17 protein-coding genes are annotated in these 24,972 nt (G+C 72.1%); 7 read left to right on the forward strand and 10 right to left on the reverse strand.

What is annotated here, in order from left to right; all coding sequences use genetic code 11:
- Positions 1-75 precede the first annotated feature (75 nt).
- The 10 genes from ACWGDX_RS20860 to ACWGDX_RS20905 all read right to left on the reverse strand — a co-directional run bounded on the left by ACWGDX_RS20860 (position 76) and on the right by ACWGDX_RS20905 (position 17,459).
- Positions 76-2,100, reverse strand: coding sequence for a TOMM precursor leader peptide-binding protein (locus ACWGDX_RS20860; protein WP_453627575.1), 2,025 nt, complete (start codon positions 2,098-2,100; stop codon positions 76-78).
- The gene (locus tag ACWGDX_RS20865) at positions 2,097-2,852 is read right to left on the reverse strand and encodes an ABC transporter permease (RefSeq protein WP_453627577.1); all 756 of its coding nucleotides are present in this window, start codon (positions 2,850-2,852) and stop codon (positions 2,097-2,099) included. Before ACWGDX_RS20865 ends, ACWGDX_RS20860 begins: the two co-directional genes overlap by 4 nt.
- The gene (locus ACWGDX_RS20870) at positions 2,849-3,859 is read right to left on the reverse strand and encodes an ABC transporter ATP-binding protein (RefSeq protein WP_453627579.1); all 1,011 of its coding nucleotides are present in this window, start codon (positions 3,857-3,859) and stop codon (positions 2,849-2,851) included. Before ACWGDX_RS20870 ends, ACWGDX_RS20865 begins: the two co-directional genes overlap by 4 nt.
- Positions 3,860-3,888: 29 nt before the next feature.
- Positions 3,889-5,151 carry a peptidase M50 gene (locus tag ACWGDX_RS20875; protein ID WP_453627581.1) on the reverse strand — a complete coding sequence of 421 codons (1,263 nt, stop codon included), beginning with the start codon at positions 5,149-5,151 and terminating at the stop codon, positions 3,889-3,891.
- Positions 5,148-6,266: a lantibiotic dehydratase C-terminal domain-containing protein gene (locus ACWGDX_RS20880; RefSeq protein ID WP_453627584.1), complete on the reverse strand. Its 1,119-nt coding sequence runs from the start codon at positions 6,264-6,266 to the stop codon at positions 5,148-5,150. The genes ACWGDX_RS20875 and ACWGDX_RS20880 overlap by 4 nt, the downstream gene beginning before the upstream one ends.
- Complete coding sequence (locus tag ACWGDX_RS20885; protein ID WP_453627692.1) at positions 6,254-9,007, reverse strand: lantibiotic dehydratase; 2,754 nt, start codon at positions 9,005-9,007, stop codon at positions 6,254-6,256. The genes ACWGDX_RS20880 and ACWGDX_RS20885 overlap by 13 nt, the downstream gene beginning before the upstream one ends.
- 260 nt (positions 9,008-9,267) lie before the next feature.
- Positions 9,268-11,043, reverse strand: coding sequence for a nitroreductase family protein (locus tag ACWGDX_RS20890; protein ID WP_453627695.1), 1,776 nt, complete (start codon positions 11,041-11,043; stop codon positions 9,268-9,270).
- Positions 11,044-11,099: 56 nt separating this feature from the next.
- Positions 11,100-13,172 (reverse strand): TOMM precursor leader peptide-binding protein, encoded by a 2,073-nt coding sequence (locus tag ACWGDX_RS20895; RefSeq protein WP_453627697.1) that lies wholly within the window; start codon positions 13,170-13,172, stop codon positions 11,100-11,102.
- A gap of 28 nt (positions 13,173-13,200) precedes the next feature.
- On the reverse strand, positions 13,201-15,537 hold the full coding sequence (locus ACWGDX_RS20900; protein ID WP_453627586.1) for a TOMM precursor leader peptide-binding protein: 2,337 nt from the start codon (positions 15,535-15,537) through the stop codon (positions 13,201-13,203).
- 68 nt (positions 15,538-15,605) lie between these two features.
- On the reverse strand, positions 15,606-17,459 hold the full coding sequence (locus ACWGDX_RS20905; RefSeq protein WP_453627588.1) for a BTAD domain-containing putative transcriptional regulator: 1,854 nt from the start codon (positions 17,457-17,459) through the stop codon (positions 15,606-15,608).
- Between the two features lie 556 nt (positions 17,460-18,015).
- On the opposite strand from ACWGDX_RS20905, the gene ACWGDX_RS20910 reads away from it, so the two are divergent.
- The 7 genes from ACWGDX_RS20910 to ACWGDX_RS20940 all read left to right on the forward strand — a co-directional run bounded on the left by ACWGDX_RS20910 (position 18,016) and on the right by ACWGDX_RS20940 (position 24,931).
- Entirely contained in the window at positions 18,016-18,813 is a 798-nt protein-coding gene (locus ACWGDX_RS20910) for an HpcH/HpaI aldolase family protein (RefSeq protein ID WP_453627590.1), read from the forward strand.
- A 228-nt stretch (positions 18,814-19,041) separates the two neighbouring features.
- Entirely contained in the window at positions 19,042-19,497 is a 456-nt protein-coding gene (locus ACWGDX_RS20915; RefSeq protein ID WP_453627592.1) for a lamin tail domain-containing protein, read from the forward strand.
- A 102-nt stretch (positions 19,498-19,599) separates the two neighbouring features.
- The gene (locus ACWGDX_RS20920) at positions 19,600-20,286 is read left to right on the forward strand and encodes an NADPH-dependent F420 reductase (RefSeq protein ID WP_453627594.1); all 687 of its coding nucleotides are present in this window, start codon (positions 19,600-19,602) and stop codon (positions 20,284-20,286) included.
- 239 nt (positions 20,287-20,525) lie between these two features.
- Positions 20,526-21,266: a class I SAM-dependent methyltransferase gene (locus tag ACWGDX_RS20925; protein ID WP_453627596.1), complete on the forward strand. Its 741-nt coding sequence runs from the start codon at positions 20,526-20,528 to the stop codon at positions 21,264-21,266.
- Entirely contained in the window at positions 21,263-22,354 is a 1,092-nt protein-coding gene (locus ACWGDX_RS20930) for a pyridoxal-phosphate dependent enzyme (RefSeq protein ID WP_453627598.1), read from the forward strand. Before ACWGDX_RS20925 ends, ACWGDX_RS20930 begins: the two co-directional genes overlap by 4 nt.
- Positions 22,351-23,610, forward strand: a complete 1,260-nt coding sequence (locus tag ACWGDX_RS20935; RefSeq protein ID WP_453627600.1) for an ATP-grasp domain-containing protein — start codon at positions 22,351-22,353, stop codon at positions 23,608-23,610. Before ACWGDX_RS20930 ends, ACWGDX_RS20935 begins: the two co-directional genes overlap by 4 nt.
- A complete protein-coding gene (locus ACWGDX_RS20940; RefSeq protein WP_453627603.1) occupies positions 23,600-24,931 on the forward strand; it encodes an MFS transporter in 1,332 nt (443 codons plus the stop codon). Before ACWGDX_RS20935 ends, ACWGDX_RS20940 begins: the two co-directional genes overlap by 11 nt.
- The last annotated feature ends 41 nt before the right edge of the window (positions 24,932-24,972 follow it).

Here is a 24,972-nt window from a genome sequence, read left to right on the forward strand (position 1 = left end):
TATCCGTGTGCCGTGTGCCCGTGTGCCCGTCCACTGTGCGGAACGCGGGGACGGGCACAGGCACGGGCACGGGAGTCAGGGGAAGGGGTGCGGCACCATCCTGATCTCCGCCTCCGTCAGCTCGCCGGAGCGCAGCCCGCCCCGCCACGCGGCGGTCCGCAGACGCGGCATCCGCGGGGCGCGCTGACGCGACCAGCCGAAGTCGATGGGCAGCAGCCCGGGGACGATGGTGGCCACGGTACGCAGTCCGATACGGTGCTGTTCGGGCGTGGTCTGGTCGACGACGATCACATCGTGCCCCGCCCGTACGAGTTCGTCCCGGCAGTGGATCACATCGTCCCGCAGATCGCCGGTGCGCGGCCGGTCCCGCTCCTCCCACGTACGGTAGACGTCGGCCATCGGTCTGACGGCGGACGGTTCCCGGTAACCGCGGACATGTTCGGCCATCCTCGGCAGACCGTAGAGCTGGGCGTGGTCCTTGAGATGCAGGACCTTCCCGAAGTCCTCGGCCATGGCGTCCAGTTCGGAGCGGCGCTCCTCCACCTGGCGGGGCAGATGCGGGATATAGGTGAGGACCTCCGACAGGGCTCCCTCCAGGGCCGCCGCCGGATCGAGGCTCGCGCCCGCGCCGAAGGAGAAGGTGCCGGGCCCGCCGTCACGCCGTACGGCCAGACCGGTGACGACCGGTACGGCGAGATCGATCCGGTTGTCGAACGCGTGGACGTCATAGCCCTGGAGGGCCGCCCGGTCGATCATCGTGCGGACGGTGGGATCGCCGACGGAGTCCAGATCGATCTCGGTGAGCGGGGTGCCGCCGTACCAGGCGACCAGGAAGGCGTCCCGTTCGATGAGTTCGAGCAGTCCGCCCAGTACCGCCTCCTCCAGACAGCTCCCGATCGCGCAGCCGTTGGAACACTCGAAGACGAAGTTGTCGGAGGCGAGACCGGCGCTGTAGTGCACGAGCCGGGCCGGTACGAGAAGGGGGCGCTCGTCGCGCAGCGAGTAGCCCCAGACCCAGGGGATGGGCCGGTCGGGGTCGAAGGGCCTGACCATGGGGTCGTCACGGTAGGTCTCGGGCGGGTAGGAGCCGCACTCGGCCGGGTCGAGAGCGGGCCGACCGTCCCCGCCGAGATCGCTGTAGGCGGCCGTGAGCAGGGTGGTGCCGGTGCGCCGGTGGGTTCCGGCGTACCGCTCCAGCCCCTCCAGGAAGGCGAGATCGCGGCTGGCGTCGAAGCCGTTGGCCTGGCCGCTCCAGGTCACATCCGTCAAACCCGCGTATCCGCGCATGAAGACACTGCCCGCGACCGGAGCCGTGGTGGGCGAGGTGACATTGATCCAGGTGCCCGAGCCGAGCACCCCGGAGACCGGGTTGGCGAGCGCCGTGACCGGCATCGGGTACGCGGAGGCGCGGCGCAGCCGGTACACGTCGGGCGAGGGCTTGGGCCGGCTGACGAGTCCGAGCCGCGCCGCCTCGTCCCGGCTGTCGGTGCCGCGCGGACCGCGGTGCGGGCAGAGCGGATCGGCGAGCAGCGGATAGGTCCGCACCTCAAGGGTGGTGAGATCGAGCCGGGAGACCTGGGGCAGCCGTCGGTCGGCCGCCGCCCCCTCCGGCGGGAGGACGGAGTCCGAGAGGACCACGGCGCGGTAGAGGGCCTCCACGGCGTCGACCGCGTACGGGGTGAGGCGCGGCCAGTGGCCGGCCGCGCGGGTACGGGCGCCGGTCTCCAGGGCGTCCCGCTCGGTGCGGGTACGCAGCCGCTGCCACCGCATGGCCAGACACCGGCCGCAGGCGGCGGCGTCGCCGTCACCGCCCCAGGGACCCACCAGCACAGTGCGCGCGGTGAGATGGACGGTGGCCCCGGGGCGTACGGCGCCGAAGGGGTCGCGGTCGCCGAGGACGTCTTCGGCGCCGAGGGGGACCACCACGGGAGCGGTGGCCGGGGCGAGCCGCTCGGCGAGCGCGCGCTGGAGACGCTCCCGTGCCGGCTCCAGCGGTACGTGGTCCGCGGCAGTGGCGGTGGCGGCTGAGCCGGTGTCTGTGCCGGTGTCGGTGGCCGTGCCCGTGTCGGTGGACCGGCCACCGGTCGTGGATGCCGTCATGTCTTGTTGCTCCAGCGGAACGTCTTCAGCGCGAGCGCGCCGAAGAGGACGGTGAAGACGATCAGCCCCCCGCAGCCGATCGCGATGTCGTCGAGTCCGCCGCGGCCGGAGAGCGCCGCGGACACCGCGTCGTTGAGATAGCGCAGCGGCAGCACCCGGGAGACGGCCTGGAGCCAGGACGGCATCATGTCGAGCGGGAGGAACGAGCCGGAGAGGAAGGCCATCGGCACCATGAGGAAGTTGGCGATGGCGGCGACCGCCTCGGGGGTGTCGGCGTACGAGCCGATCACCACGCCGATGGTGAGGAACGCGGTGATGCCGAGCACCAGTACGGGCAGGGCGAGCGGCCAGCGGGCGTCCAGTTCCAGTCCGAACAGCGGCAGCATCGCCACCGCGACGAACACCACGGCCTGGACGGCTCCCACGGCGAGCGCGAGCACATAGCGGGAGGCCAGGACCGCGGGCAGCCGGGTGGGTGTCATCCGGATCAGCCGCAGCAGATCGTCGCGGCGCCACTGCATCAGGGTGAAGGCCACACCGAACACGGCGGCGTTGGCCACACCCCAGGACATGACGCCCGGCGCGATGTAGGAGATATAGGGACGGCCGGTCTCCTCCACCTCCTGGCCTCGGAAGATCAGTCCGAAGACGACCAGGAAGAGAAGGGGGAAGGCGAAGGTGAAGAAGAGGGTCGCCTTGTCCCGGACCTGCGCCCGGAAACCGGCCCCTGTCAGTGCCGCGTACGCGCTCATCCCTGCCGCTCCGTGTTCTCGGTGCCGTGCGTGCCTTCGGTGCCGTGCGTGCTGTTCGTGCCGACGGTGCCGGTCCTGCCGGTCAGTTCGAGGTAGACGTCCTCCAGCGTGGCCGTGCGGGTCTGGACACCGTCCAGACCCGTGATCGCGTCGACCGCCTGGAGCACCTTGCCGGAGACTGCGGTCTCCAGGACGAGCGAACCACCCTGCACGGTGACCCGGTCGACACCGGGAATGGCCGCCGCGTCCCGCTCGCTCATCCGCTCGGCGGGGATCAGCAGCCGGGTCGGTACGGCGGCGGCGGTCACGAGATGGTGCGGGGAGTCCAGGGCGACGACGGATCCGTCGACGAGGATCGCCACCCGGTCGCAGAGTGCCTCGGCCTCGTCGAGATGGTGGGTGGTGTAGACGATGGTGCGGCCCTCGCTCTTGAGGTCGCGCAGCACCTTCCACAGATCGCGGCGGGCCTGCGGGTCCAGCGCGGCGGTGGGCTCGTCCAGGAAGATCAGCTCGGGTCCGTGGACCAGCGCGGAGGCGATGGCGAGACGCTGGCGCTGGCCGCCGGAGAGATTCTCGACCATCACATCGCGCTGCTCCGCCAGCCCGACCGAGTCGAGGGTACGGTCGGCGTCCTCGCGCCCGGCCCCGTACAGGGCGGCGACGGTACGGAGGTGTTCGCGCGCCGTCTGGCGTACGAAGAAGGCGGAGGACTGCGTCTGCACGCCGAGCTTCGGCAGCAGGGCCACATTCCGCGGCCAGGGCGACCGGCCGAGCACCGTGACGGTCCCGGAGTCCGCCTCGCGCAGTCCCTCCATGATCTCGACGAGGGTGGTCTTCCCCGCGCCGTTGGGTCCGAGGAGTCCGAAGAACTCCCCGCGGTTCACGTGGAGTGACACCCCGTCGACGGCCCGGCGGTCGCCGTATCGCTTGTGTATCGCGTCGACGACGATCGCCGCGTCGGCGGCTGCCTCGTCCGGCACGGACGCCATGGTCCTGGCCTCGCTCATGTGGTTCTGCGCCCCTCGGGGGTTGTGGGTCAGTGAACTAGGTTGAAGTACAGGCCTGTTGCCAGGGCCGCCAGTATCAGCACGACGAGCAGGGCCGACCCCACCGCGTAGCCGAGATAGAGCGTGCGGGCCCGGCGCGGGTAGGCGGCCGCGGCCTCGCGGTCGCCGAGACGCAGCCGCAGATAGCGCCCGCTCTCCGGGCCGAGACGGGAGACGCGCAGAGCGTGGCCGAGCATCGTGTAGCCGTCAAGCGGTGGCAGCGGCAGCAGGTTGACGAGGGCCTGGACGCTGCCGAGCAGCAGCAGGCCGGACAGGACACGGCGGGTCGGGTCCCCGGCGGGCAGCGCGGCCCACCAGGCGAGGAACGGCAGCAGGAAGAGCAGATTGGCGAAGGCCCCCGCGCCGGCCACCACGAACTGATGCCAACGGGTCCGCAGATAGCGGTAGTTGTCCACCGTGCAGTACATGACGGCCATGGGCAGCCGCCAGCGCAGTCCGATCTCGCTGACGGTGCCCCCGTAGTGCCGGGCGGCGACTCCGTGCGCGAGTTCGTGCAGCGCCGTGCTGAGCCAGAGCAGGGTGAAGACGGCGAACAGCGCGACGGGCTGGTGGAACAGCCACCAGGTGTCACCGGCCAGTTCGGGCAGCGCCGACGCGAGCAGCACCTCCATCGCCGCGAGGAGCCCGGTCAGCGGAAGCAGGAACGGGGCGCGCAGCACGGGGCGCAGCAGCCGGTGGAGACGGCCCGTGGTGGCGTTCGCGTCGGCGACCAGCCGCATGGTGCCACGCAGCAGGGTGCCGTTGAACGGCCCGCTCGCCGTGACCACCGCAGCCGCCGGGGCCTCCGGGGCCGTAGCCGCCGTAGCCGCCATGGCCGCCGTAGCCGCCTGAGTCGGACGCGCGGGTGCGCCGGCCAACAGGCCCCGGGCGCCGAGCAGTCCGAGGAGCCGCTTCCAGTGCGGCTCGGCGAGTCGCTTGCCGAAGGCCCCGGCGTACTCCTCCCCGATCTCCCCCAGGCTGCGGGCGCCGTCGAGCCGGGAGATCAGGAAGTACTCCTTCACCCCCACCTCGAAGGCGGCGCCTCCTTCCGGGTCCTTGATCAGATGCACGGTGGCCGGACCGTGCAGCAGGGCGGGACTGAGCAGGACGTCCGGGCGCAGCGCCGGACGGTGGGCGAGGAATCCGGCCGGGCCGGGGCCGGAGGCCGTGGTGGCGGGGCCGGACGCGCTGGGGACGGGTGTACCGGCGGCGGGCCGCCGCGCCTCGGCGGAGCCTGCGGGTGAACCGCTCATGGGATCGCCGCCGGGGTGGGAGTGCCGGTGATGCCCTCGCGCAGGACCCGGCCCAGCACATGCGACAGATACGCCTCGTCCCGGATCGTCACATGCAACCGGTTGTTGGTCATATGCATGTACGGGGAGAGCAGCAGGGGCAGCGCCACGGCGGGGTCGGTGACCGACTCGTCGCGCGTACCGTCCCAGGAGCGGAACACCAGCTCGCCCCGGACGGCCAACTCCTCGGCGCGGGAGCGGAGTTCGAGACAGTGCTCGGCCCAGCCGCGCAGAAAGGCGGGCAGTCGGCCCAGTTCGCCGGTACGGACGGCCTGCCGGATTCCCTCGAAGCGGCGGCCGAGGCCGGGAGCCATCTCCGCGTAGTTCTTGTCGTACTCCTTCGAGCCGATGAAACCGGTGCCGGGGAACGCCTTGTGCCAGAACTCGTAATAGCGGTCGAGATACGCGCCGAGTTCATCGCGTTCGGGCAGGAAACAGCCGGCCATGACCATCATGAGCTGGGCCGAGGTGCCGAGCAGCACGGTGCGCAGATGCAGATTCATGGTACGGAAGGCGTCCATGACCAGATCGCTGGAGTGCGCGAAGTGCCATTCGGCCAGTTCGACACCGGCCGGGCCGCCGTACTTGCCGTACTCGGGCTCGTAGGGCTCGTACGAGGAGGAATTGTTGGGCCGCAGATTCATCCTGCCGTCCGCGTTCATGAAGGCGCCGCGGTCGCCCTCCGGGAACTCGATCTCGAAGAGGGTGTTGTAGAACTCGTTGAGAAAGCCCGAGTCCACCTCGTAGAGGGCGGGTCTGGCGCGGAGAAAGGCGCTGATGGCCTCCTCGGCACGGCGGCGCACCTCGGCGGTGGCCGTCGCCGAGGCGGGCTTGAGGCGCAGCCGGACATGCGGCCCCTCCAGCCAGTAGTTGATGAAGAAGTGGCCCGCCAGCAGTCCGTCGGCGGTCAGGCCGGCCACCAGCGGGCGGACACAGTTCACCAGCAGGGGCTGCGGGTTGGCCGCGTAGAAGATGTGGATGGCCTGCCACTCGCCCGCGACGGCGGCACCCGGGGCAGCGGAGCCCGAGTCCGCGGGGACCGGGGCGGCGGCGGGAGCGGGGGTCAGCTCTGACATGTCGGTGCGCCCTCTGTACGTCGTCGGGTCGAGGTGAAGGTCTCCACGGCCAGCTCGGCGACATGGCTGCCGCGCGCGGACCGGACATGCAGCCCGTCCTCGGAGGGGAGCATCTCCCGCAGCACGACCCGGTCGTCGGGGTGTGCCGGGAGCGCTTCGAGGGCGGTGAGGGAGAGAAGGCTCCGGAAGTCCACATACTGGGGTTTGGCGCCCGCGCCGCCCCTGGGCCCGCCGGAGACGGTGGCGAAGACCTGGTCGGGCAGCCGGTGCGCGCGCCGCCAGCGCTGCCAGTCGAGGAACCAGTCCTGGTCGCCGGTGCCGGGACGGCGCCGCGGCAGCGCCCCCGCCGTGGTGGTCCAGCTCCGCCGGCTCAGGACGACATCGCCGTGCAGCACTCGGGGGCGCGCGGTGACACCGTCCTCGGCCTCGCCCTCCGGGACACCGGCCCACACGTCGAGGGGCGCCATCGAGGTCGGGGAGAGCAGAAGCAGCGTGCGCGGGATCTCGGGCAGCGCGAGCGGCACGAGATAGCCGAGATAGACCGGGACGACCTCGCGCCCGAGCCGGGCCGAGCGCAGGACCAGCCGGTCGGTGTCCTCGTCGTGTTCGACGCGGAGGTCGTCGAGCTGGATACGGCGGTCCTCGGGGACGGTGCTCGACTCACCGGGGCAGACGATCTCGTAGTCGGTGAGCGGGCTGTGCAGATTGAGATTGCTGGTGACCGCGCCTCCGGTGATCTCGGCGAGCACCGCTCCGTCGGGGGTGAGGCCGGCGGCGGTGGCACGCAGCTCACGGGAGAAGGCCTCCGCCTCCCCGGACGGACCCGGTGTGTCGTAGACATGGGTGAACCGGCTGAAGGGGAAGGAGAGTCCGCCGTAGGAGCGGTTGAGCACGATCAGCGGGGCGCCGTTCTCGCGGGCGAGCTGGAGATGGTGCGACTGGGGTACGAAGTCGCCCGCTATCGGGGCGAGTTCGGCGGCCACCGGGGCGAGGTCCGCCTCCCCGAGCCGGATCTCGGCCGCGTCACCGCGCGTCTCCCAGGCCTGTCGCATCCGGCCGATGAACGCCCTGCGCGCCGCGTCGATGGAACGGATCCCGGAGAGACCGAGCCAGTTCTCCTCCGGCACGTACTCGCCCCGGTCGTCGAAGGGCCGCCGCTTGCCCGCGAAGGAGAGGTACTGGTCGAAGAAGTCCTCGTGGAAGTCGTGGACGAGCCCGAGCAGATCGTCGCACCGTCCGCCGCGCCCGTACCGCGCGAGGAAGAAGCCCTTGAAGGTGACGCGCTGAGGCAGCGTCAGATCGAAGGCGGGCAGGATCCGTTCGACGGAGCGCAGCGCCCCGCCGGCCGGTCCGGTCCAGGCGCCCAGAGCGCAGCTCACCTCGCGGCCCGCGCTGACGTCCTCGTACAGCAGCGTCTGCGGGAGTGTGGTCTCGGCCTCGCCGTCGGTCAACAGGGCCTGGGCCGCGCGCAGTCCGGCGCGCAGCTCGCGCAGCAGCTCCGCCCGCTCGGCGCGACCGGCCGAGGGGAAGCGGTCGATGACGGAGACGGGTCCTCCGAGGGCGGCGGCGAGTTCGTCGGCCCAGGGACGGCCGAGTCCGCCGAGCGCGCCGCAGAAGGAGCGCAGCGGATCGGGGCTGTGGACATCGGTGTCCAGACAGGGCACCCGCACCATCCCGAGCTGGAGCAGCGCCGCGACATAGGTCTCGCACATCCCGGGCTCGGCGTCGTGCTCGGTCCGGAGCCACTCCACCAGATCGCGGTAGCGCAGCTCGCCGCCGGTGCCGGCGTCGGTCCCGATCCCGGTGTCGGTGCCGGTGTCGGTGTCGAAGAGGGCGAGCAGCCGGTCCAGGGTGCCGCTGCGGCGCAGGAAGAACAGCCGGTCCTTGACCGCGTCGAAGGTGACCGCGGCGGAGTCGTCGCCCGTGGTGACCCACTGGCGCACGTACCGGATCCGGTCGTCGTCGCGCTCCCAGCCGGAGGCCAGCCGTACGGGCAGATCACCGCGCCGGGCCGGGTCGGCGAGGATCAGTTCGGCGAACCGTCCCAGCACGACGACATTGAGCCGCGCATGGCTCGACCACTCCTCGTCGACACGGACGGCGGCCTCGGCGCCGCCTTCGTCGAAGAGGCCGGTGGCGACACCGGTGAAGGTGCTGAACGGGCTGGTCTTGCAGGCCGTCCGGTACAGATAGGACAGCACCGAGCGTTCGATCTTCCGCATCCGCTTGTCGTAGGGCGCGCCGGAGGCGGCCTTGGCGGCGTAGGCGTCGAGCTGCCCCTCCAGGGTCGGGGAGGCGAGCAGCAGTCCGCAGCGCAGCCGGTCCTCGGTGAGCAGACCGCGCAGCGCGGTCCGGGTCCTGTCGAGATCGGCGGCGAGCAGCGGTGCTCCCTCGGCGCGCAGCTTCTCCAGATGCCCGCGGTCCCTGAGCCACTCCGCGGTCGGTCCGGCGGCGCGCGGGGCGAGCGCGGTGACCAGGGCCAGGGCGCTCCCGGGGGCGGCCGGCAGCCGGTTGTTGAAGATCTCGCGGCGCAGTGCGAGCAGTTCACGGCGCTGTGTGCCGCCCTCCCCGTCCGGGGAGACATCGGTGGTCCGTACCACCTCGTGCAGCAGATCGCTGAGTTCGGCGCCGCGGGTACGCAGCCGGTCCTCGGCGGCGAGCACCTCGTCGGACCAGCGTCCGCTGTCCTCGCAGCGCAGCGCGTGCACGGACTCGACGGGGAGTCCGGCGACCCGCAGCATGAAGCGCCGGCCGGGGCGCCAGTCGGCGCCGACGGCCTCCCGAGCCGCCGTAGGTACCGTAGCCGCCGCAGCGCCCGCGGCCGTACCGGTACTCGCTGTCGTGCCCGCTGTCCCGCTCGCTGTCGTGCCCGCTGTCCCGTCCGCTGTCGTGGTCGCGCCCGTGCTCGTCGCCGTGCTCGTCGGTGCACTCGTGCCGGCGCTGGTGTCCGTACTCGTACTCGTACTCGTGCCCGGTGTCATGGCAGTTCTCCCGTCCCGGGTCAGGCGATCTCGTAGCGGAAGTCGGCGGGCCGCGCCCGCTCGTTGCCGAGCAGCATGATGAGCAGCGGGTCCTCGCCCGTGCGGTCGAGGCCGAGTTCCTCGACGTAGGAGATGTTGTCGAAGCCGAGCGCGACGCCCGCGCCGAGTCCGAGGGCCGACGCGGCGGTGTAGAAGGTCTGGGCGACGGCTCCGATCGTGCCGTTGACCAGCCGGTAGCCGCGGTCCCCCACGGCGTCGAGGACGGCGGTGGTACGGACGGTGGGCACGAGCACGGCGCCCGCCTGCTCCAGGTTGTAGTTGGAGAGGAAGTAGTTGCGCTGGAGGAAGGGTCCTGGCGGGCCCGGCACCACCACCCGCAGCTCATGGGCGGCGGGATCGTAGGCGTACGCACCGGGCTCGACGCCCTCGACATGGTTGACGAAGGCGTAGAGCGTGACGAGCCCCGGGGTGGCCGGCTGATCCCGTACGGTGCCGTCGGCCGGCCCGGTGTGCCCTGCCGGCCCGGTGTGCCCGGCGTGCCCCCCTGCCTGCCCGGCGCGCTCGGGCCGTTCGGCGTCGCTGCCGAGCGAGGCGGCGGCGCAGGCCGCGAGGGCCGCGGCCAGCTGCCCGGTGGTCAGGGGCGTACTGGCGTCGAAGCGGCCGAAGCTGCTCCTGCGCGTCCGCAGTGCGGTACGGACGCTCACGGGCGGCAGTTCGGGCGCCGGCAGAGCCACGGTCACGCCGGTACCGGCGGGCGTGGCGTTGGTGGCCGGGGCCAGCGCGCCCGGTGCGGGGCGTTCGGTCGCGGCTTCCGTGGTCGCGGTGTGGATCCGCTGGAGGGTCTCGAAGCGCAGGACCGTACGGGAGCGCTCGGAGTCGGTGTGCCGGACGGCCGGCGGTGCGGACAGCGCGGGGGCGGTGGGCCTGGCGCCCGCCCAGGTCAGCGGGACGACGGCGAAGACGCCCTCCTCCTCGTTGTCCACCCCCAGCAGACGGCTCAGCCTCCGCTCGTCGAACCACAGCGCCGGTTCGACCTTCAGACCGCGTGCGCGGGCCCAGATGCGCCAGGTCTGGAGGATCGCGCCGAGGTCCATGCTGACGGCGTGGAAGGAGAAGCTGTTGTACTTGAAGGCGTTCTGCCAGTACTTGACGCCCAGCACCAGGAACTGGTCATGGGCCGCGCCGACCGGGCCGGCCGTCCTCTCCGCCCCCTCCGCCCCCGCGCCGAGTGCCGCGCGCACCTCACCGGTCATATCTCCGGCGATCAGCCGCTGCATGGCGTGGTGCGGGGCCGAGTAGTAGTGGATGCCGGGTGCCCGCGGTCCGCTGGGGCCGGAGATCCAGTAGACACTGACCGGGTAGAGACCGCCGCCGGAGGCGGTGCCGCGTGACCAGTTGGCCTGGGCGTAGTGCGGCAGGGCCGCCAGATCCGTATTGGTCTGGACACCGAGCCTGCGGCCGGTGAGCCCGTAGGAGTCCCGCAGCATCCCCGACAGTGTGTCCAGCGTGAACGGCCGGCCGGCGCCCGGTCGTTCGGCGCCCGGTCCTCCGGGGGGCCCGGCGGACGGGCCCCCTGCGGGCAGATCCCCGGCGAGCAGGTCCCTCGCGGGCAGACAGCCGGCCGCGACGGTCGCCGCCGCGGGGTAGTCCGTGTCCGGCAGCGGAAACGCCCCGGCGCCGGGGTAGTACTTCGCCTTGCGGGGCCGGTCCGCCCAGTCGGGGACGAAATCGGCGGGCTCCATCGGGATCCGGCCGCGCTGCATGATCGCTGCCGCGTACTCATGGGCGTAGCCCACGGGACGCTCCTCTCTCTGCTGGACCAGCTGGACCTGCTGGACGCTGGACGGTCGGTTCACGGGAAGGGGTGGGGCGCCGGGTTGAGGTCCTCCGGCGTCAGGTCGCGGTCGCGCAGTCCCGCCTCGCGCAGGGCGGTGCGCAGCCGGGGCATGGTGCGGGCGCGCTGCCGGGACCAGCCGAAGTCGATCGGCAGGAGTCCGGGGACGAGCACACTGACGGTGTGCAGTCCCAGCGTGCGCTGCTCGGGCATGGTCTGGTCCACGACGACCACGTCGAAGCCCGCCGCGGTCACCGCGTCGACACACCGGCGCAGATCCTCGCGGAGGTCCGGGGAGGCCGGGGCGCCGGACCGGTCGGGCCAGCGCAGATCGGCGACCGCGCGCGGGGGTTCGGGCGCGCCCCGCCGCCGCGGGCCGTGACCGTCCAGGAGGAAGTCCGCGTACCGGCCCATCTCCGGTATGCCGTAGACCAGCGGATGGTCGTGCAGGGCCGTCACCCGGTCGAAGTCCTCGGCCATGGCCCGCAGTCGCGGCTCGTCGCGCTCGGTGCGGCCCTGGAGGTTGACCGCGTCGGTGGCGATCTCGCAGAGCGCCGAGTCGAGCGCGGACTCGGGGTCGAGCCCGGCGCCCGCCCCGAAGCACATCCGGCCGGGTCCGCCGTCGAAGCGTTCCGCGACGGCGGTGACCACCGGGACGGGGAAGGTGATCCGGGTGTCGAAGAACCGTGCCCGGTAGCCGTACATCGCCAGCCGGTCGACCATGTGCCGGGTCGACGCGCGGGTGCTGGTGGCCGGGTCGATCTCGGGCAGCGGCTGCCGCCCGTACCAGGTGAGGAGGAAGGCGTCGCGCTCGATGACCTCCATCAGACCGAAGTAGACGGCCTCTTCCAGACATCCGCCGGATGCACAGCCGTTGGAGCTCTCCTGGACGAATCTGTTCTCCAGTCCGGGCGCGTGATAGTACGTCAGCACCTCGGGCACGAGCCGCGGTCTGTCGTCGCGCAGGGAGTGGCCCCAGACCCAGGGGATCTCGCGGTCGGGCGCGAACGGGCGGACCCGTGGATTGTCGCGGTGGAACTCCGGTGCGTACAGGCCGACTTCACGGGGATCGACGGCGTCGGCGCCGAACTCGTCGAGCGTTCCGACGACACTGGTGATCCGGGAGCGCGCCCGCATTCCGGCGTACCGCTCCATGCCTTCGAGTACGCCGATCCGGTTGCTGTGGCCGAACGAGTCGGCGTGACCGCCCCAGAACGTCTCGCGCAGATACTCCCCGGAGCGCATCGAGAAGCAGCCGATGGTCGCCGAGGTGGAGGTGGAGGAGACGTCATGGACCACGGAGGGACCGAGCGCGCCGCACACCGGATTGGCGAACGCGGCCACCTCGATGGCGTACGACTCGATGGGGCGCACCCGGAAGGTGCCCGCGCGGTGCTTGGGGGCGGGCCGCGGTGTGATCCGGGCGTCCTCGGCGGTGTCGGTACGGGGGGTGGCGCAGCGCGGGCACTCCGGGTCGGGGACGAGCGGGTAGCTCCGGACCGTGAGGGTACGCAGGTCCACGAGCCGGATCTCGGGGAACGGCCCCTCGGACGCGGGGGGTTGGTCCCGCAGCGCGGTGAGGAGCGCGGCGAGGGCGTCCGCGGCGAAGGGGGTGGCGTAGGGCCACTCGCCGGCCGCTCTGGTCTCTCCGCCCAGTTCGAGGGCGTCGCGGAGCGCCACCGACCGTACGGCCTGCCAGCGGCGGGCCAGACAGCGGGAACAGGCCGCGCCGGAGGCCGTCCCGCCGGTGCCGTCGCCGACCGGCAGCGGTCCGACGACGGCGTGCCCGCCGTAGAGATGTACGGGGACGGCCGACCCGGGAGGGGCCTGCCGCGCGGTCTCCGGCCCGCCGCCGCGCGTGAGCGTCGGGACGGCGTGCTCGGCGCTCTCGGCATCTTCGGCGTGCTCGGTGTCCTCGGCGCTTTCGGCGTGCTCGGCCTGCTCGGGGCCCTCGGCGTGCTCGGGGCCCTCGGCCGCGAACGCGTCGCTGGTGCCGAGTTCTCCGATGACCGTCTCGGGGCCGCCGAGCCGGTCGAGGGCGCGCCCCAGCAGCTCCGCCAGACGCGGGCCCGCGCGATGGGCGGGGTCCATGACACCGGCCGGGCGCGTGGCGAGGGTGCTAGGCGCCACGGGACGCCTCCGTGGTGAGCAGTACCCGGGCGGTCCTGATCCCCGCGGTGGCCAGATCGGCGGAGCCGGTGGACACCACCAGGGCGTCGCGTCCGGCCGCGCGGAGCCGGTCGAGCACCTCGGGCCAGGAGACGGCGTCCCGGTCGGCGACGGCGGGCAGGCCGTCGGCGTCGGTGGCGTCGAGGGCCGCCGGGTCGAGGTCGCGCAGCAGCGGGTCCCCGGTGTCGAACGGCGCGGCGGAGTCGTCCCGTTCGAGCTGCACCGTACCGAGCAGATCGCGTACGGCGGCGACGGCGGCGCCGCGCCAGCCGGTCTCGCTGCCGATGGCCCAGCCGCCCGCTCCCCGGGCGAGCAGGACATGGACTCCGGAGCGCTCGCTCTCGCCCAGGTCGAGCACTTCCAGTTCGACATCGAGCACGGCCGCGGACCGGATGAGGAAGGTGAGTTCGGCGTCCGCGTCCGGGCCTTCGCCGAGGGCCTTGAGCGGTATCCGGCTCGCCGGTCCGCCGCGCAGCGTACGGACGAGCGCGTCATGGGCGAGGACCGAGAGCAGCCCGCCGGCCGCGGCGTCCGCCGCCGAGGCCCCCGCGCCGGTCCCGGCGCGGGTCGGTTCGTACAGCCGGTCGGCGTTGTGGGGGCCGAAGGTCCGCACCGCCGCCGCCGGCACGAGGAGCCGCTCCCCGGTCAGGAGCGAGGCGGCGAGGGTCCACGCGCTCACGCGCTCGCCCTCGGCGGCCGTCGCGCCCGCCGTCGTCAACGCCCCGGGCTCCACGGCGCGTATCTGCGCACGTGCCGTCGCCACCCGGTCACCGGTCAGTACACCCGCCGTGGGCACGACATGCTCGGTGTAGACCTCGGCCGCCGCGTCGAGCGCCCTCAGCCGGGCTCCGGCGACATGGTGGACATCGAAGGCGGCGACCCGGCGCGCGGTGCCGTGACCGGTGCCGAACTCGACGACGGTGGCCTTGAGCGGGATCTGGGTGAGCGGCTCGTCGGCGAAGCGGCTGAAGACCCCGGCCCGTGGCCGGACGAGCACCGAGCGGCGGTTCAACTCCTCCACCAGGGCGTCGGCGTCCCGGGCCGTGGCGAGCGTCGGCATCGGCGGTGTGCCGCTCCCGGCCGTGGTGAGATCAACGGCCGCCACCGGTACGGAACTTCCGTCGGCGCCCATGGCGGCGCTCTCCTCGGTCCGGCCGTCGGTCCGGCCGTCGGCGACACCGGCTCCGGCGACAGCGCCGCCGTCGGCACCGGTACAGAAGGGGCAACGGGGGTGCGGCAGCAGGGGTTCGGCGGACACATCGAGCGACCGCATGTCCTGGACGATGAGCTGCCCCGCGGTCTCGGCGGGCAGCGCGCCGGTGGTGATCCGGAAGATCTCGTAGCCGAGCAGATTGCCGGTCATGGCCGCCAGGGGACGGCTCGGGAGATCACCGACCGGAACGGTGCCGGGCAGCGCCAGCGCGTTCCAGATGTCGGCGGCGGCAGCGGCCCCGTCGTGGGAGCCGATACGCAGCGCGGCACACGCCCAGCAGCTCGTGGCCCCGGCCGTCATCAGCGGTCCCACCACCGACTGATGGCCGTAGGACCAGGCCGGCAGCAGGGTACGGCCCTCGGGAACGCCCGCGCGCAGCAGCGGGAACAGCCGCCGGGGCGCCTCCGGTCCGCCGGTCACCACGACGATGTCGTACGTGTCGAGGTCCGGCCAGCCCAGGGGCCGTGCGGGGTCGTCGGCGCCGAGGTCGAGAAGGGTCACCGGGCAGCCGTCGTCCGCCGCTTCCCGTGCCTCGCTCTCGATGATCTCCCGTGCCTCGCCGTCGAGTCCGGGCCGCACACCGATGGTGGCGCAGCCGTTGCGGATCAGACTGAGCACACACCAGCGGGCGACGAGATCGTCACCGAGGACGGCCACCCGCGCGGTGCTGAACCGCCTGAACCTCGCCTCCGCGTCGTCCGAGTAGTGGTCGGCGTAGGCGATCTGCGGTGCGTAGCGCCGGGCCACATCGGGCGGTGTGTCCACCACCTCGGTACCGGTACCGGTACCGGTCTCCGGCACCGCTCGGGCGAAGTCCCGTTCGTACAGGCTCTTCACCAGCTCGCCGACCATGGCGCGCTGCCGGTCACCGAGGCCCTCGCAGATGTCGGCGACCGAGTGCTCCCCGGTGAGATGCGGGACGATCAGTGTGGCGAAGCGGTAGGCGGACCTGGCGGTGAGCTGGAACCCGCCGTCGGCGTTGTGGAACAGCACTCCGTCCGCCGTCTCGGTGAACAGGACGTCCCGGCGGATACGCGGACGGGTCGTGGCGACGGCTTCATAGGTTGAGCCCATGTGAAAGACACCCCTGGATACGTGGTGTGGTCAAGGTGGCCGGATCGTTCGAGGTCGGGCATCGCGCCTCAGTGGGGCGCTGTGGCCGTCTGGTCCCGGTTCCATTCGCGCGCCTGCCGACGCGCGTAGATTTTCAGCAGTTGATGGATGCGATAGGGGCCGGGAGGCCCTTCTTCGAGCAGTCCCGCGTCGGCGAGACGCTCCAGCGCCTCCTCCGCCTCCGCGGAGTCGCCGAGCACACGCGAGGAGAGCAACAGCCCTTCCTGGTCGCCGAGTTGGCGGAAAGCCTGCTGCCAGCGCGGCTCCAGCCGGTGCAGCGCCCTGCCGAACACATGCGGTACGGACATCCTCGGGTCGTCGGCGAGGGAGAGCCTGGCCGGCAGATCCTCGGCCAGCCAGGCCGCACAGTCCTCGATACGCAGCCCGGGGCGGGTGAGCAGCCGGGCGGCCGCGATCCGCAGACTGAGCGGGAAGTGGCCGCAGACACCGGCCAGTTCCCGGGCGGCGGCGGGCTCCGCGCGCACCCGGCCCGCGCCGAGGGCGGCGGCCAGCAGTTCCTGGGACTCCTCGGGGTCCAGGGTGGAGAGCCGGTGGACGGTGCCGCCGTGGGTGGCCACGAGTCCGGCCAGACCGCGTCGGCTGGTGACGACCGCCGCGCCGCCGGCCGCCGCCGGGAGCAGCGGGCGGACCTGGTCGGCGGTGGTGACATCGTCGAGGACGATCAGTGTCCGCCCGGCGCCGGCACCGGGCGCGGGAAGGTCCGCCATGGCCTCGGCCGGGGTGACGGACGATCCGTCGGGACGGGTCATGGTGAGGACGAACACCCCGCCGGGGAAGCTGTTCTGGCAGTCGTGGGCGCTCTGGAGCGCCAGCGCCGTCTTGCCGATGCCGGGGGCGCCGGAGAGGACCACGACGGTGGCGGCGCCCTGGGATCCCGGACCTCTCGGGGCGCCCGGACCGTCCGAGGCGGCGGCGGTGAGGCTCGCGTTGATCGCCGCCCGCTCGGCGGCCCGGCCGGTGAAGGACGGCACGGGCGGTACGGGGAGCGGGACCGGCGCGGGAGGGGCGGCGGGAGCGGAGGCGGGCGCGGGGGCCGCGGCGAGTGCCGGCCGCGCGGTCCCCGCCGTGAGGGCCACCGCCGTACGGCCGGGAAGCGGTACCGTCCGGTCGACGGCCGCGGGACCGAGGTCATCGCCCCGGAGGATGGCCAGTTCGAGCCGCTGGAGTCCCGGGCCGGGATCGATGCCCAGCTCCTCCTTCATCCTGCCCTTCACGGAGCGGTACTCGGTGAGGGCCTCCGACTGCCGGCCGGTGCGGTAGAGGGCTTCGATGAGCTGTTCGGAGAAACGCTCGCGCCCGGGATGTCTGCGCGCCGCCTCCCATACATCGACCAGTACCTGGCGGCATCGGCCCAGCGCCAGCTCGATGTCACAGGCCCGTTCGAGCGCGCGCAGCCGCTCCTCGGTGAGGCCCGGCACCTCGTCGCGATGGAGCATCGGGGACGGCACGTTCGCCAGCAGCGGCCCCTGCCAGAGGGTGAGCGCCTCCTTGAGCCGGTAGAGCTCGCCCTCCGCGTCGCCCAGGCCGTCCGCCGCCCGTACCAGGGTGCGGAAGCGCACCAGGTCGAGGGTGCCGGCGTCGGCGTTCATCCGGTAACCGCCGGGCACCGCCTCGATGGCGCTGCCCGTGACGCCGTACTTGGTGAAGAGCCGGCGCAGCCGCAGGACACAGCTCTGGAGGGCGGCCCTGGCGGTGGCCGGCTGGTCCTCGTCCCACAGGGCACGCAGCAGATAGCCGGTCGAGACGACGGATCCGGGATGAATGAGCAGAGCCGCCAGCAGGCTGGCCGGTTTGGACGGTTTGAGGACAACGGCGTCCTCGCCCTCGGCGATGCTCAAAGGACCCAGAAGCTGGAAACGCACGCGACTCCCGCCCCCGGATCAGGACTCGGGTCCGCGACGCGTGAAAGTGCCGGAAATTTGGCACATCGCATCGCCAGGACATCGCCGACATCGCCGGACAGAAATATTCCGCAATCTTCTTTGGTACAGACCTCTAACAGGCCCCACTATTTCCATCTCCCCCGTGACAACGCGATATGCCCGACCACCTGCCCATTCGCTCCACGTCGATCTCCACCGACGCACAGTAGGCAGCCAGAAGCCTTTAACCGTGCTTTACCGACAGATGAATGGATTACCGCGATGACATCTGTCGAGTTTCAACAATACGGGCGCCAAGAACTTGTTGGGCATCCTAGTAAGTCGACGGGGGAAAGTCGACCCTTCCGGGATTTGCATTCTCCGGCTGTTGGCCAATAAGCGGAAAGGAGCTTGAATGAGGGTGAATGGACCGGCCCGTGTCGGGCTGCGCCGCTCGCACCGCTCTGCCCGAAGTTGACCGGAACCGTAGCCGGAGACCGGAAAAGGCCGCCGCCCCGCCGCCCGTGTCAGCCCCACCGCCCCGAAGGAGCCCCCCATGACCCGAGACCAGTCCGGCACGCCCGCCGCCTTCGCCACCTCGCTGCGCGCCCGCGAACGGCTCATCGGCTACTGGTCCGTCCTCGACTCCCCGGTCTCCACCGAACGGATCGCGCGTCTCGGCTACGACTATGTGGTCCTGGACTCCCAGCACGGTCTGCTCGCGTACACCGGGGTACTCGCGTCGCTCACCGCCATCGACACCAAGGGGAGCAGCGCCGTCGGACTGGTACGGGTCGAGGCCAATGACGCGGGCCCGATCGGCCGCGCGCTCGACGCGGGGGCGGCCGGTGTGATCGTGCCGCTCGTCGACACGGCCCAGGACGCGGCCGACGCGGTGGCGTCCGTCCGCTATCCGCCGCTCGGGCACCGCTCGTACGGTCCGATGCGCTCCGCGCTGCGTATCGGCCCCGACCCGGCGCGTGCGCACGCGGAGACGGTCGTGCTCGCGATGATCGAGACCGCGGCCGGTCTCGCCGATGTGGCGGGGATCTGTGCCACCGAGGGCCTCGACGGCATCTATGTCGGCCCCTCCGATCTGCGTCTGGGCCTCGGCGGGGCCACCACGGGCGACCCGGCGGTCGGGGAGCGGTTCGAGGCGGCGCTGGTGACGATCCGTGAGACGGCGGCCGCCGCCGGTATCGCGGCGGGCATCCACACCCCGGACGGCGCGAGCGCCGCGAGACGGCTGGCCGAGGGCTTCACCTTCGCCACCGTCGCCAGCGATCTGGTCCATCTGGAACAGGCCGCGGGCAGCCATCTCGCCACCGCGCGCGGCGCCGGTGAGGCCGGGTGAGGACGGTGCCACAGGTCTGGTCCACAAGACCGGCGAAGACCACTGACGTACCGTCAAGCGCCCTCGCCCGAAAGCCACTTGGACCGGTCATGAGTTCTGCGGGGCGTGAGCGTACTTCTGATGTGATTTCCTGGAAAGCAGTATTTCGCGGGCACGCACTGCGTAATGTCGGGTTCCTCGCGTCCGCCCCGTAGCGCGGCGCCATCCCCGAACAGGACGTATCCCTTGATGCCCCGTGCCCGCACAGCCGGCGCTGCCGCCGCCCTCGCGGCGGCAGCCGCCACCCTGATGATGTTCCCCGGACAGGCGCAGGCCGCCGGGTCCGTGCACATCACCAAGATCTGGTACGACTCCCCCGGCTCGGACAACCGGTCCAAGACCAGCCTCAACGGCGAGTGGGTCCAGATCAAGAACACCACCGCCAAGGCGGTGAGCCTCAAGGGCTGGAAGCTCACCGACGCCTCCCGGCACGCGTACACGTTCAAGACATTCACGCTGAAGGCCGGGAAGACCGTCACCGTCAAGACGGGCAAGGGCACGAACACGGGTACCACGGTGTACCAGCAGCGTGCCGCCTACGTCTGGAACAACGACAAGGACAAGGCCACCCTGACCCGGTCCTCGGGAGCGGTGCACGACACCTGCGCGTACAACTCCACGCGCTCCGACTACAAGAACTGCTGACAGCCGGACGATCCGGAGATCACTCCGTCCGACGACTGCTCCAGAAGCGGACAGGACACCGCGGCGGGGAATACCGCCGCGGTGTCCTTCGCTGGCAGGCCTATGAGCACTCTTGGACTGATCGGCAGTGGAAACATCGGTGGCACCCTGGCGCGCCTCGCCGTCGCGGCGGGGCTCGACGTGGTCCTCAGCAACTCCCGGGGCCCGGAGACCCTGGCCGGCCTGGTGGCCGAACTGGGCCCGCGGGCACGGGCCGCGACACCGGCGGAGGCGGCGGAGGCCGGCGACTGGGTGGTGGTCAGCGTCCCGCTGAAGCACTACCGCGAGGTGCCGGTGGCGCCCGTGGCGGGCAAGGTGGTCCTCGACACGAACAACTACTATCCCGGGCGCGACGGGCGGATCCCGGAGCTGGACGCCCGGAAGGACACCAGCAGCGGTCTGCTCCAGGAACACCTTCCGGAGTCGAAGGTCGTCAAGGCGTTCAACAACATCTTCTTCAAGCATCTCGCCTCGCTGGCACGCCCCACGGGCGCGCCCGACCGCACGGCCCTGCCGATCGCGGGTGACGACCCGGAGGCGAACGCCTCCGCCACGCGGCTGCTCGACCTCCTCGGCTATGACGTCGTGGACGCGGGCCCGCTCGCGGAGAGCTGGCGGTTCGAGCCCGGCACCCCGGTCTACGGAAGGCCGTACGCGCAGGGGCACGGCGACGCCCTCGACGTCCCGGCGGTGAGCGCGGACGTGGAGACGATCCGTACGGCCCTGGCCGCGGCCGAGCGCGAAGTCTGAACACCGAGCAGTGGGCAGTGAGCATTGAGGACTGAGCATTGAGCACTGAGGACTGAGGACTGAGGACTGAGCACCACCGTGCGGCGGGCCGGCCGGTCCGCCGCGCAGCGTCCCGAATCTCCGGGGAACCCCGGGAACCAGCCGTGGACAGCGGCCGACTACTGACAAGGAAGCGGTGATCAGGGGCCGGACAGGGCCGGGATCAGGGGCCGTCGAGGCTCAGGAAGAGGGCAGCACGGTTGAAGTGGTACGAGGACGACTCCCTCTGGTCCGACTTCGCGCCCACGATGTTCTCGGCCGCCCGGGGCGAGGAGGTCGCGGGCATCGTGGCGGGTTCACCGCTGCTGGACTTCCCGCCCGGCTCCCGGGTGCTGGATCTCTGCTGCGGCCCCGGGCTCTTCCTGGTGCCGCTGGCCCGGCGCGGATACACCGTCACCGGTGTCGACCTCAGTGAGGTCATGCTGGAGCGGGCGCGGACGGCCTGTACGACGGCCGGTGCGGATGTGCGGCTGATCAGGGCCGACATGCTGGAGTACACCGAGCCCGGCTCCTTCGACGCCGTGCTCAATGTCTTCACGTCCTTCGGCTACTTCGATGATCCGGACGCCAATCTGCGTGTACTGCGCAACGCCCACGCGTCCCTCGTGCCCGGTGGCCGGCTGCTGGTGGACGTGATGGGCAAGGAGGTCCTGGCCGGCTGGATCGGACGGCCGCAGGCGGTCGACCTCCCCGACGGTTCGTATGTCGTCCAGCGCGACACCGTGCTCGACAGCTGGCGCCGGCTGCGGACCGACTGGACGCTGGTGCGCGGCTCGACCGCGCGTACGGCGTCGCTCACCTCCTTCCTCTACAGCGCCGCCGAGCTGCACGATCTCTTCGTGGCGGCCGGGTTCACGGATGTCGAGTGCTTCGGGGGCTTCGACGGCTCCGGCTATGACCAGCGCTCTCGCCGGCTGATCGTACGGGGGACACGGAAATGACGGCACGCACTCCGATACACGAGCACATCACCGACGCGATGAAGGCCCCCGATCTGATCCGGCTCGGCGGCGATGTCGTCCTGGCCCGCTTCGAGACGATGAAGGTGTACGCGGCGCTGGGGGCGGTCCGTACGCTGCTGCGGCGCGGCCGTATCGTCCCCGGGCAGACCCTCGTCGACAGTTCGAGCGGTATCTACGCGCTGGCGCTCGCCATGGCCTGCCACCGGTACGGACTGCGCTGCCACATCGTGGCGTCGACGACCGTCGACGCGGTGATGCGGGCCCAGTTGGAGGTCCTGGGCGCGACGGTCGACCAGATGCCCCCGTCGGAGAGTCTCCGGCTGGATCAGGAGCGCCGGGTGCGGCGTGTCCGCGAACTCCTCGCCCGCAGACCGGACTTCCACTGGATGCGGCAGTATCACGACGCCGTGCACTACGCGGGGTACCGGGAGTTCGCGGCACTGGTAGCCGAGGCCCTGCCCGACGGCCCGCTGACGGTGGTCGGCGCCGTCGGCACCGGCGCGTCGACGGGTGGTCTGGTACGGGCGCTGCGCGGATCGGGCCGTGCGGTGCGGCTGGTGGGGATCCAGCCGTTCGGGAGCGTCACCTTCGGCAGCGAGCGGTTCAGTGATCCCGAGGCGATCATCGCGGGGATCGGGAGTTCCATCCCCTTCGAGAATGTCCGGCACGAGCTGTACGACACGCTCCACTGGGTGGACTTCCGCCATGCGATGGCCGGCGCGGTCGGTCTGCTGCGGGAACACGCCGTGTTCGCCGGGCTGTCCACGGGAGCCGCGCATCTCGTCGCGGGCTGGGAGGCGGACCGCGATCCGGGACGGCAGCATCTGGTCATCGGCGCGGACACCGGACACCGGTACGCGGAGCGGGTGTTCGCCCGGCACGCCGAGGCACTGGACATACGCGCCCTGCGGCCGGGGCGGATCCACACCCTGGACGAACTCCGGCCGCCGTGGTCGGTGATGGAGTGGGAGCGCCGCTCCCACAAGGAACTCGTCGTGGCCGACGTCGGACCGGAGAGCGGATCCGACCTCCGGCCGCGGCCGTTGTCGCAGGGGGAACCGTCATGACGATCGCGGCACTGGAATCACTGTCCTTCGGACTGGCCCGGATGGCCGCCGCCGCGGCCGGCGCCGGACACGGGCTGACACTGCTGACCGGCGACCGGAGCGTGTACCGCCATGAGCTGGACACGCTCCCGGACACACTGCCGGACGGCGCGCTCACCGTGGTCGACGTCGACACCTTCGACCGGACGGCGACCCGGCGCGCGCTGGCGGCCCTGCCCGGACTGGCCGGTCTCATCAACACCACGGACACCTGGAGCGTCCCGGCCGCCGATCTGGCGGCCGAGTTCGGACTGCCGGGCCCCGATCCGGACGCGGTACGGGTGCTGCGCGACAAGGCGCGGGTACGGGGGCTGCTGCACCGCGCCGGACTGAGCAAGGGCCCCGCCGTACCGGTACCGCTCGGCACAAGCGCGGGCACGGACACGGACCCCGCCGCCGAGGTGCTCCGTACGATCGGGCTGCCCGCCGTCCTCAAGGACTCCGCGGGCACCTCGTCCCGCGATGTCTGGGTGGTCAGGGACGAGGAGGCGCTGCGCGCCGCGCTCGCCGAGGCCGGCCGGCGCTCCCTCACCGGGGAGCTGTTCGCGGAGCCCTTCCTCGCCGGACCGCTCTACAGCGCGGAGACCCTGAGCTGGGCCGGGGACACCCGGCTGCTGGGGGTGCTCAGCCGGCAGACCTCACGGGAACCCGCCGTACGGGAGGAGGCCGCCGCCTTCCCCGTCGCGCTGCCCCGGGGCGAGTCGGCCGGGATCGAGGAGTGGGTGGGCCGGGTGCTGCACACGGCGGGGCACCACAGCGGTTTCGCCCATGTGGAGTTCATCCTCACCGCCGAGGGTCCCGAACTCGTCGAGATCAACCGGAGGATCGGCGGGGCCCTGGTCGGTGAGGCGCTGTGCCGGTCCCTGCGGACGAATGTGTACGACGCCATGATCGACACCGCGCTCGGGCGCCGTCCCCTGCTGATGGACGCCGCGCTTGAACACACCGGCCCCGCCAGCGGATTCGTCCTTGTCTACCCGGAGCGGACCGGTGAACTGGCGGGCTGGCGCGGGCTCGACGGGCTCGGGTCCTATCCGGGCGCGGTGCGCTGGTACCCGGTGCGGGCGCCCGGGGACACGATCGGCACGGTGGCCGATCAGCGCGGCTGCACCGGGATGGTCCTGGCGGAGGCGGCCACCGCGGAGCTGGCACTGCACCGGGCGGCGAGCGCCGCGTCGGGTGTGCGCCCCGTCCTCGTGGACGACGGTGGGCGGTGAGCGCGGGAGCGGGGACGGCGGAAGCGGGGACGGCGGAAGCGGGGACGGCGGCGGCGAGGACTGCGGACGGGACCGTACGCGGCGGCGCGGCCCCGGTGTACGGGCGCGCGGCCCCGGACTGCCGACCGGACCGCAGTCGTTTCTGCTGGCCTGCTCGTTCCTGATCACCCTGGGAAGCTTCGCCGTACTGCCGTACATGTCGGTGCTGCTGCACCAGCGGCTGGGGCTCGGTCTCGGTACGGTCGGTGCGGTGCTCGCCATCGCCTCGCTGGTGCAGTTCTCCGGAGGAGTGGCGGGCGCGGCGCTGGCGCGGCGGATCGGACTGCGGGCCACGATGCTGGTGGCGCTGGGGGTGCGCACCGCGGGGTTCGCGGCGTTCGTGCCGGGGCTCGGCAGTCCGGCGCTCGCCGTCGGCGCGCTGTTCCTGGTCTCGTGCGGCGCGGCGCTCTATCTGCCCGCGAACAAGGCGTATCTGGTGGAGGGCGCGAAGGAGTCGGAGCGGCCCCGGCTGCTCTCGGCGAGCGGTTCGGCGTTCAACGCGGGGATCGCGCTCGGCCCGCCGGCCGCCGCGCCGTTCGTCCTGGCGTCACCGGGCGCGCTGTTCGGCGCAGTGGCGCTGCTGTTCGCCGTGGTCGGCCTCGGACACGCGCTGCTGCCGTCGGCGCCGCGACCGCCCGCACCGCGACCGTCGCCGCCCGCCACGCTCCCCGCGGCGCCTCCGGACACGACCGGGCCACCCCGTCCCGGCCGCGACGCGCTGCCCTTCACGGTCACCGTGCTGAGCGTGTACGTCTTCATGTTCTTCCAGCACTATCTGGCGCTCTACGCCGTCCCCCGTACCTCGGCCTCGTTCTACGGCGCCGTGCTGATGGGGTACGCGTGTCTTCTCGTCGTCGCGCAGCCCCTGCTGTCGGAGTGGATCGCCGGGTTGGCCTACGGCACCGCGATACGGGTGGGCTTCGGCGCGATGGCGGCGGGAATGGCGGTCATCGCGGCCGGGGGCCGGGCGGGCATCGGCGCGGGCGCGGCGCTGATCTGTCTGGGCGAGATCGTTCTCTTCCTGAAGAACGATCTGGAGGCACTGGCGCGGTCGTCCGCGGAGCCGGCCACGGTCTTCGGCCGCCAGCGGCTGGCCGCCGGAATCGGGGCGTTCGCCAGCGGGGTGGCCGGCGGCCGGCTCTACGAGGTCGCCGAGGGCGCGGGAATGGTCCCCGGTTTCTGGCTCGTGGTGTCGCTCCAGTGCCTGATCCTGCCGGCTCTGCCCGCCCTGATGACCCGTGAGCGCCGCCGGGCCCCCTCACGCGGGACCCCGGCGACGTAGGCGGAGACGTCTGGAAGACAGCTGGGAACAGCTGGGGACAG

Source organism: Streptomyces sp. NPDC055025 (genome assembly GCF_053608565.1).